We start from the raw sequence: 9,476 nt of genomic DNA on the forward strand, positions 1-9,476 counted from the left end.
ACTTTTTTTCTACACTCAAAAGGCTCTATAATCTCCATGGTGGATTTACCCACTACAGAAATTATAGAGCCAAAAAATATAGAAAAAACTGGACTAAACATCCAGTTTTTTGATACTATGAGCGGCGTTTTTGCTTACCAGCATTACGTTTTTTATTATCGATGTTAGCAATGATGGCTTTAGGAGCTTCTTTGCTGTCATGAACTGGTTTAGCAGGTTTTGCTGTCTTCGGCTTATAGGCTTTCGGTGGGTTAAGGCGATACTCTTCCTCGACCTTAGCTCTTAGGCGTGGCTTGATTATATAGGTAACCAGAAGTTGTTGGAAAATAGCAATCACACCACCGACTAACCAGTAGAGAAGGACCCCAGCAGGAGACGTAAAACCGAATCCGACCATCATGATTGGCATCATGTACATGGTTGTTTTCATTTGAGCTTTTTGCTCTTCAGGAACAGTTGCTAGAGACAGATGAGCTTGCAAAAGGTAAAGTGCGGCGATGATTGCGGTCAAAATCAGGTCTGGCTGATCCAAGCGGAACCAGAGGAAACTCGTGCCACTGATGCCTTCTGTATAGCGTGCAGCATAGAAGAGGGCAGAGAAGAATGGCATTTGAATCAGAATCGGTAAGCATCCTATGCCGCCAAAGAGACTAAGACCATATTCTTTGTTTAACGCCATGATTTCGGTCTGGATGGCCAACTTTTCATCGTTGGTCTCAGCCTCTCGTAGGCGTTTATTTAGTGGTTCGAAAATATGGCTAAAGTAGTTACGTTTCTCAGCCTGATAAGTGGCTTGCCAAGACTGATAAAGTCCAAGAGGCAAGATGATCAAGACACGCACCAAGATGGTCACAAGGATAATCGCAATCCCAAAGCCGAGTGCTTTATCAACAGCGAAATAGCGAATTACTTCACCCATTGGGGCAACGAGATAATTCCAAATCGGGTCATCCTTAGTAGGGACGCCATTCACAGTGTTGACACACCCAGCTAGGAGCATAAGTAGGCTCAGGCTTAAACCTGAGAGTAAGAGTCGATGTTTTTTCAAAATCATGTATTCCTTTGCTTTTTTGTGATACCATAACATTCTACCTTTTTTTGAAAAAATTCTCAACAGTTTAGGTAGTATTTCGTCAGTTTGTGACAGGGACACTCAGTTAACCACTCGAAAATCGCTGTAATCTGAAAAAGCGACAGGTGTGACATCGACATAAGTCACCTTAGCAAAGGGTGAAGGATTATTTCTAATCCCATGAATAAATCGCTGTAATTCGTGATGTTCTTCAGCCTGAGCGAGAATTTCGACAGTACCATCGTCATTATTCCAGACCCGTCCATAAATACCGCCAATTTCCATGGCTAGCGCCTGAGTCGCATAACGAAACCCAATCTCCTGAACCCGACCTGCTACAAGTAATCTGACCTTTTACATCTTGCTCTCCTTAAAAAAATCTTTTATCAAGGTTAGTTTACCATAAAATGGTCGTATTTGTGATATAATAGATAATTAAGTTTTTGGAGGTCAAGATGGCAAAGTTGATGCCAAGCTGGGTCAGACAAGAAGGGGTCGCCCTTTATCAAACTGGTCAAGTTCAGCTACAGGATAGTAATGAACAAAGCCATCAACTGATGGTGGGAGATGCTGAGGTAACTTACGCTGATGATGACTACTTCAATCATTGTAATTGTGATTTCTTTGCGACTAAAGGGTATTGCGCTCATTTGGCAGGTGCGGAGCATTTTGTGAAACACCATCTACTATCTGAAGCGACACCCAAAGTTGAAGAGACTGTCCAGCAGAGCCGTTCAGAGTATCTTTTTGCCAGTCGTTTTTTAGATGAATTAGAGGAACTTCCGCATGAAGAGAATAAGTATTGCTTGTCAGTCATCGGAGAGCGACCTTATGGTCAGCAGTTGCTATGGACGATTAAAATTCAGCGCTTACCCGACCAGCGCTCCTATGTGATTCGTGATATTCCAGCTTTTCTCAGTCTGGTGCGTGATCAAAAACATTACCAAATCGGTAAGAATTACTATGAGCAACTAAGCACGGGCTGGTTTGATTCAGCCAGCCAAGAAGTGTTGCACTTTTTAAATCGCCTGGCCTCTAGCGACAGTTCAACGTTCTTCCCAACCTATGGTCGCCATCTTTTTTTGCCAGGCGGATTTTTTGCAGAAGGGCTAGAGGTACTTGGGAAACTATCTTCCTTTTCATTAACCCTCTTAGCAGGTCAAGTGTTAACGCAACCCAACTTGAAGCCCTTGGCAGCTGAGTATAAGCTCTTTCAATTCGAGGTTAGGTTAGAGCTTGATCATATAGGACTAGTCATCAAAGAACGCTATGATCTTTCCCTATTTGAGGGACAGTATCTTTATCGTGAGGGTGTTTTTTACGCCTTAACTGATAGTCAGCAACGCCTGTTCAAGGCGCTTAGCAGTTTACCTATCGGAGCAGACTGGCATAAAACCTTGATTATGGATTTGACCGAGCAAGGACGACTGGCAGAACATTTATTTGATTTTTCAACCTTGGGACCTGTCCAGGCACCGCTCTCATTTGCTATTAAAGATTTTGAACCAGAATTTATCATCACTCAAGAGGATCATCAACTGAGACTAGACCTTGTTCTACACTATGATGATCTAACAGTCAAGGAACAATCTGAGTTTATGGCTCTGCCATTTACTAGTCACCCTAAAAAGAAGCGAGAGATTGATAGAACATTGGTGAGGCTAGGCTTTGCGCCAACTTTTAGTAGTTATCGAGCTCTGCCCAAACAAGCTGAACTTTATCAATTTTTTGAACAAGAACTACCGCAGTTGCGCTGCTTGGGGCAGGTGACCTTGTCACCAGCTGTTGAGGCCTTGTGGCAGGTGGTTAGACCACGTATTGCTTTTGAGAGGGCTGGCGGTTTGCTAGAGGTCAATTTTGATTTTTCTGACCTTAGCCCGACTGATATTGAACAGGCGGTCATCAGTCTTCAAGAGCAAGAGCCTTATTTTATTAGCCGTTCGGGTCAAGTGGTGGTATTCGACGATGAGGTTAAGCGGATTTCACAGACGTTGTTAAATTTGCGGGCTAAGCACCTCGATAAGAGTCGGTTTCAAGTGTCTAACCTTGCTAGTTTTCAACTTAAAGATGCCTTGTCCAGTTATGACAGGGTTAATTTTTCTGATGAATTGCAATCCATGACAACTCATCTTTCGCACCCTGAAACTTTTGAGCTGGGAGAACTTCCTATTTCTGCGACCTTACGAGGGTACCAGCAACGTGGCGTGCAGTGGCTGTCTGTTTTGGATCATTATGGTTTTGGCGGTGTTTTAGCTGATGACATGGGGCTTGGCAAGACCTTGCAGACCATTGCTTTCTTGTCGAGACAGCTGTGTGCTGGTCAGCGTGCACTCATTTTAGCGCCTTCTAGTTTGGTTTATAACTGGCAGGAAGAGTTTGCCAAGTTTTTGCCGGAGGTAGCAGTCAGTGTGGTTCAGGGGACTAAGGCTCAGAGAGAAGCCAGCATCAGACAGCAGGATGCTGTGCTGTTGACCTCCTATCATAGTTTTCGTCAGGACTTGCTGACCTATCAGGACTATCATTTTGACTACTTGATTTTAGATGAAGCACAGGTCTTGAAAAATAGTCAAACCAAGATTGCGCAAGCCCTGAGAGACTTTCCGGTTTCGAGATGCTTTGCCCTGTCTGGCACACCGATTGAAAACCGCTTGTTAGAAATCTGGTCGATATTTCAGATTGTTTTACCTGGCTTATTTACAAGTAAGACCCAATTTAATCAGCTGTCTGCACAGGCAGTCGCACGCATCATTCGTCCGTTTTTGCTACGTCGTCGGAAAGAAGAGGTTCTTCCTGAATTGCCAGATATGACTGAAATCACCTATCATAACGACATGAGTGATGGTCAGAAAACCATTTATCTGGCACAGCTGGAACGCATGCAACAGAGGGTACTTCAAACCAGCCAGGCAGAATTTGCTAGAGATAAAATTGAGATTTTATCAGGAATTACACGGTTGAGGCAAATCTGCAATACGCCGCAGTTGTTCATGCCTTACGAAGGAAGTAGTGGCAAGCTTGATGGGCTTAGAGACTTACTGGTCCAACTCAAAGATAACGGACATAGGGTCTTAATCTTTTCCCAATTCAGAGGCATGTTGACCTTGATTGAAGAGCAATTACAAGAACTAGGTCTGAACAACTACATTCTGACAGGGTCAACGCCACCAAGGGAACGTCAAGAAATGACGACCGCATTTAATAAAGGCAGTCGGGATGTGTTTCTGATGTCATTAAAGGCTGGTGGTGTTGGTCTCAACCTCACTGGTGCAGACACAGTTATCCTTGTTGATCTGTGGTGGAATCCTGCCGTCGAACTACAAGCGATTGGGCGGGCACATCGGCTGGGACAAGATAAACCTGTTCAAGTCTATCGTCTGATTACCAAAGGAAGCATCGAAGAAAAGATTCTGGCTCTGCAAGATAACAAGCGCCATTTAATCAAAGATGTTCTGGACGGTGATGTGCCAAAATCTAGTTTGACACTTGCTGAAATCAAGGAAATTTTAGGCATTTCGGAATAAGTAGTCTTTGAAAAAAAATCTATTTTACGGTATAATGTGGTGTTGAAGGATAGGAGGCCGGGACAAAAGTCTTAACTTCTCAATTGATTTTTAATTTTCAAGCAAGGCGCAGTGGTTGAGCGGGCTCTAATTCGCTGATTTTATCAGCTGAACAGCCCTGACGATTGTGCGAGCCTTGATCGCTCTATCCACAACCTCAAACAGCCTAAAGATGGCTGTTTGAGCTGTGCGGAGGTGGGCCAACGGCTCATCGAATTCTGACGAATTACCGATTTTTGTTCCACTCTCTGACCTTGCTTATGAAAGGAGCCCAGTGCATGACTAGACCACGGCACTTATTTCCTCTTGTGGCTGATGACGAGCCTGTTATCAAGCTTGCTCGGGTGATGTCCCTTTATGAGAATGAGGATGTGATTACAAATATTAAAGGCAACTATCAAGATAAAATTTATGCTGACGAGGTGGAAACTGCTGGTGAGCCTGCTGGAGTAGCTGACACGCCTCCAACTACTCAGCCGGTTTTTGAGCCGGCAGAAAAAGGGCGTCAAGAAGCACGAGCAGACCTTAAGAAAAAGCGACAAGCCCTGCTGACACGTGAAATGCCCATTATTCCAAAATCAAAAGAGCCAGTGTCCTCTCGCTCACAAGCGCGAGTTGCTACTAACAAACCCATAAAGGGCTGGGGCGACTATGCTAAAGCCCTTAGACAAGATGCCTACATCTTAGCAGAGTTACCACAACTCTACCAAGAACCTGTTAATGCTTCAGCAAAAGAGCCTAAAAAGAACAATTATGACTTCTTGAAACGGAGTCAAATCTACAATCAGGATGCCATTCAACGTCAAAAGGAACAACGTGTGGCCCAAGAACTAAACCTGTCCCGTCTTGAAGGACAAAACTGAGGAGAATTAAATGACAAAAACTTATCATTTTATTGGGATTAAGGGCTCAGGAATGAGCGCTCTAGCACTGATGTTGCATCAGATGGGGCATGATGTGCAAGGAAGTGATGTTGATCAGTATTACTTTACCCAGCGTGACCTTGAATTGGCTGGCGTTAAGATTTTGCCCTTTTCGACAGATAATATTCAGCCCGATGTGACGCTCATTGCAGGAAATGCTTTTAGGCCAGATAACAATATTGAAGTAGCTTATGCCTTGGAACAGGGCATTCCATTTCAACGTTACCATGAATTCTTAGGCGATCTCATGACTCAGTTTACCAGTTTTGGTGTGGCAGGTGCTCATGGCAAAACCTCAACAACGGGTCTTCTAGCCCATGTGATGCGCCATATCACAGATACCAGTTATTTGATTGGTGATGGAACAGGTCGTGGTTCTGATCAAAGTTCTTATTTTGTGTTTGAATCTGATGAGTATGAAAGGCATTTTGCGCCTTATTATCCCGCCTATTCGATTATTACTAATATAGATTTTGACCATCCTGATTATTTCACCAGTGTTGACGACGTGTTTAACGCGTTTAACGACTATGCTAAACAGGTCAGCGAGGGACTGTTTCTCTACGGTGGTGATAAGTATCTCAGACAAATAGAAGCAGCCGCACCGATTTATTATTACGGTTTTGAGCCAGCGGATGATTTCCAAGCTGTCGATATTTTGCGGACAACAGAAGGATCAGACTTTCGAGTGCTCTATCGCGGTGAGGACTTAGGTATCTTCCACATGCCTGCTTATGGTAGCCATAACATTTTAAACGCTCTTGCGGTTATTGGTAATCTCTATATTGCAGGGTTTAGTATGGAGTTGGTGCGTGAGCATATCCGTACCTTTGCTGGCGTCAAACGTCGCTTTACTGAGAAACGAATCGATGACACAGTGATTATCGATGATTTTGCCCATCACCCGACAGAGATTATTGCAACCCTTGATGCTGCACGTCAGAAATACCCAGAAAAAGAAATTGTTGCTGTTTTTCAACCGCATACCTTCACTCGAACCATCGCACTCCTAGATGATTTTGCCATAGCATTGAATGAAGCGGATAGTGTTTATCTGGCTCAGATTTATGGCTCGGCTCGCGAAGTGGATAAGGGTGAGGTCAAGGTTGAGGATTTGGCTAATCGCATCACCAAACCTGCTAGTGTCATTACTGTCGAAAACGTTTCACCTTTGTTAGATCATCAAAATGCCGTCTATGTCTTTATGGGAGCTGGTGATATTCAGTCCTACGAGCAATCTTTTGAACAGTTATTATCTAATCTAACACGAAATAACCAATAAAGTAAGCGATAACTTGAAATTTATAGTTAATTCAGTTATAATAGTATGATGATAAACACAAGGAGGTTCTGCCGTGACCGATATCTTTAATGATGACGACCGTCCAAATGCCACTCACGATAAAACATTCAAGGAAAAAATTCTAGAGGACTTGCGCCAAGCGTCTCGTCAGCGTGAAGAACGATTAGCTCAGGAAGAGAAAGCTCGTCAGGAAGCTGCTTTGGAGGCTGAGTTGGCTTGTCATGAGCAAGATGCTACATTGGAGACTGAGCCATTAGTTGACCAAGATAAGGCTATGCCTGATGAACCAATCGAACAATTGTCTCCTGAAGAAGATGTTCTTGAAGCTGAACGCGAAGTTATTCGACGTGAGTTAGAGCGCTATGATAGTCTATCAGAGACGGCCATTCCAGATTTCTCTGAGACAGCTCCGATTGATTTGGAATCTCTCCGAGAAACCACATTTAATGACTTTGGCGATACCGTCATCATCGAACAAGCTAGTTTGAGTGGTTTAGAGCCAGTTGCAGAAGAAACTGACCATCGTCCGGAAGTCCTTCCTTTTGATCAGGATCTCTTTGCTGATAATCCAGTTGATGACGATTACGAGGACTATATTGTTGCGGATGATGCTTTTAGACAACAGAAACGTCAGAAAAATAGTTCTCTGGCAAAGAAAATTTCACTGATTTTGGGAACAACGATTGTTGTCTTGCTCCTGGTGACAGCTTTCTTTGGGTACCGCTATGTGTCTAGTGCTGTAGGACCATTGGATAAGACAGCAACTGATTACGTGCAAGTGGAGATTCCATCAGGATCTAGCAACCGTCAAATTGGTCAAATTTTGGAAGAAAATGGTTTGATTAAAAGTAGTACAATTTTTAATTACTATACAAAGTTCAAAAACTATTCAAACTTCCAAAGTGGCTATTACAACCTTCAAAAGAGCATGTCACTTGATGATATTTCAAAATTACTCCAAGAAGGGGGAACACCAGAGCCAGTTTTACCAGCACTTGGAAAAATTGTCATTCCAGAAGGCTATACATTGACCCAAATTGCTAAAGCTGTTGCTCTAAACGGCGCAACAGATGATAAAACAGATAAGTCACCATTCTCAGAAGAAGACTTCCTTGCCCTCGTTCAAAATCCAGAGGTCATCGCTCGAATGGTTGAGAAATACCCAAATCTTCTGGGTAGCCTACCAGATGCCTCATTAGTGAAATTCCAATTAGAAGGTTACCTCTTCCCAGCAACCTACTCTTATTATGAGACAACGACATTAGAAGGACTCTTAGATGAGATGCTGGCAGCTATGGATAATAATTTGGCTCCTCATTATGCAACCATTGCTGAGAAAGGTATGACAGTTAATGAGGTTCTGACCCTAGCATCGCTGGTTGAAAAAGAAGGCTCTTCAGATGATGATCGTCAGAAGATTGCTAGTGTTTTCTACAATCGTTTGGCCATTGATATGCCGTTACAGAGTAATATTGCCATCTTGTATGCAATGGATAAGCTAGGTGATAAGACAACCTTAGCTGAGGATACAGCCATTGATACGGCGATTGACTCCCCATACAACATTTATGCTAATGTTGGCCTAATGCCAGGTGCAGTGGATAGCCCGAGTTTGAAAGCCATCCAAGCGACTATCATGCCCGCTCAAACCGATTACCTCTATTTTGTGGCTGACGTGACAACTGGCAAGGTTTACTATGCAGAAACCTTTGAAGACCATGAAGCTAACGTTGAAAAATACGTTAACAGTAAATTACCGTAATAAAAGTAACAAACTTGATGTGTTCGCACGTCAAGTTTGGTGTTGATATAGAAAGTGAAAGTTATGGCTGAAAAAACATATCCGATGACCTTAGCTGAAAAAGAACAGCTAGAAAAAGAACTAGAGGAGCTGATCCTTGTCCGTCGTCCAGAAGTTGTTGAGCGTTTGAAAATCGCTCGTTCTTATGGTGACCTTTCCGAAAACAGTGAATATGATGCAGCAAAAGATGAGCAAGCCTTTGTCGAAGGGCAAATCTCTATGCTTGAGACCCAGATTCGTTTTGCAGTTATCATTGATAGTGATTCTATTGCAAAAGATGAAGTAGCTATAGGAAAAACGGTTGTTATCAGAGAAATTGGAAGTAAGATAAAAGAAACTTATTCTATTGTTGGTTCAGCAGCAGCTGATGTTTTGGCGGGTAGAATTTCTAATGAGAGTCCATTTGCACAAGCTATTATCGGTAAGCGTTCAGGCGATACCGCAACGATTCTCGCCCCTACATGCAGTTATGATGTTGAGATTCTAAAAGTGACAAAAACCAAGTAATAAAAATAGAGGCTGGGACAAAAGTGAACTGCACCCCAAAAGTTGGACGGAAAAATCTAACTTTTTTGGGTGCCTTTCTTATGGCGTTAACTTATAAAGATAAACTAGACATTTATCAGCCTCGAAAACGGTTCTGGAAGAGCCCGTCTCAGCTCAAACTTAGGAAATTAAAAGGTGAGGAAAAATCGCATTCTTACGAATTACCGATTTCCGTCTCACTCTCTGTTTATTATAAGATAAATTGCAAGAATAAGTGCAACACTTATCACAATTCCTTCAATAGTGCTTCAAAAGCTGTTCTGTAAGCCAA

General features: G+C 42.9%; 6 protein-coding genes and 1 pseudogene. 5 read left to right on the forward strand and 2 right to left on the reverse strand.

Annotation, left to right across the window (positions count from 1 at the left end; translation table 11 throughout):
• Nucleotides 1-115: 115 nt before the first annotated feature.
• Together yidC and ACERC8_RS09215 are read right to left on the reverse strand one after the other, a co-directional pair.
• A complete protein-coding gene (gene yidC, locus ACERC8_RS09210; protein WP_373659590.1) occupies nt 116-1,048 on the reverse strand; it encodes a membrane protein insertase YidC in 933 nt (310 codons plus the stop codon).
• Nucleotides 1,049-1,153: 105 nt separating this feature from the next.
• Nucleotides 1,154-1,426, reverse strand: a pseudogene (locus ACERC8_RS09215) (acylphosphatase); the annotation flags it as partial.
• Nucleotides 1,427-1,527: 101 nt separating this feature from the next.
• On the opposite strand from ACERC8_RS09215, the gene ACERC8_RS09220 reads away from it, so the two are divergent.
• The 5 genes from ACERC8_RS09220 to greA all read left to right on the forward strand — a co-directional run bounded on the left by ACERC8_RS09220 (nt 1,528) and on the right by greA (nt 9,166).
• A complete protein-coding gene (locus ACERC8_RS09220; RefSeq protein WP_373659591.1) occupies nt 1,528-4,593 on the forward strand; it encodes a DEAD/DEAH box helicase in 3,066 nt (1,021 codons plus the stop codon).
• Nucleotides 4,594-4,910: 317 nt separating this feature from the next.
• On the forward strand, nt 4,911-5,495 hold the full coding sequence (locus ACERC8_RS09225; protein ID WP_373659592.1) for a hypothetical protein: 585 nt from the start codon (nt 4,911-4,913) through the stop codon (nt 5,493-5,495).
• A 10-nt stretch (nt 5,496-5,505) separates the two neighbouring features.
• On the forward strand, nt 5,506-6,837 hold the full coding sequence (murC, locus tag ACERC8_RS09230) for a UDP-N-acetylmuramate--L-alanine ligase (RefSeq protein WP_373659593.1): 1,332 nt from the start codon (nt 5,506-5,508) through the stop codon (nt 6,835-6,837).
• A gap of 73 nt (nt 6,838-6,910) precedes the next feature.
• Nucleotides 6,911-8,620: an endolytic transglycosylase MltG gene (gene mltG / locus ACERC8_RS09235; protein WP_373659594.1), complete on the forward strand. Its 1,710-nt coding sequence runs from the start codon at nt 6,911-6,913 to the stop codon at nt 8,618-8,620.
• A 63-nt stretch (nt 8,621-8,683) separates the two neighbouring features.
• Complete coding sequence (gene greA, locus ACERC8_RS09240) at nt 8,684-9,166, forward strand: transcription elongation factor GreA (RefSeq protein WP_373659595.1); 483 nt, start codon at nt 8,684-8,686, stop codon at nt 9,164-9,166.
• The last annotated feature ends 310 nt before the right edge of the window (nt 9,167-9,476 follow it).

It is taken from the genome of Streptococcus sp. E29BA, assembly GCF_041807805.1.
In the GTDB taxonomy this organism is placed as follows: Bacteria; Bacillota; Bacilli; order Lactobacillales; family Streptococcaceae; genus Streptococcus; species Streptococcus entericus.

Bases quoted from the DNA above. Each gene is read 5' to 3' on its own strand.
- murC (WP_373659593.1), top strand. From the start codon at position 5,506: ATGACAAAAACTTATCATTTTATTGGGATTAAGGGCTCAGGAATGAGC.
- ACERC8_RS09225 (WP_373659592.1), top strand. From the start codon at position 4,911: ATGACTAGACCACGGCACTTATTTCCTCTTGTGGCTGATGACGAGCCT.
- greA (WP_373659595.1), top strand. From the start codon at position 8,684: ATGGCTGAAAAAACATATCCGATGACCTTAGCTGAAAAAGAACAGCTA.
- ACERC8_RS09220 (WP_373659591.1), top strand. From the start codon at position 1,528: ATGGCAAAGTTGATGCCAAGCTGGGTCAGACAAGAAGGGGTCGCCCTT.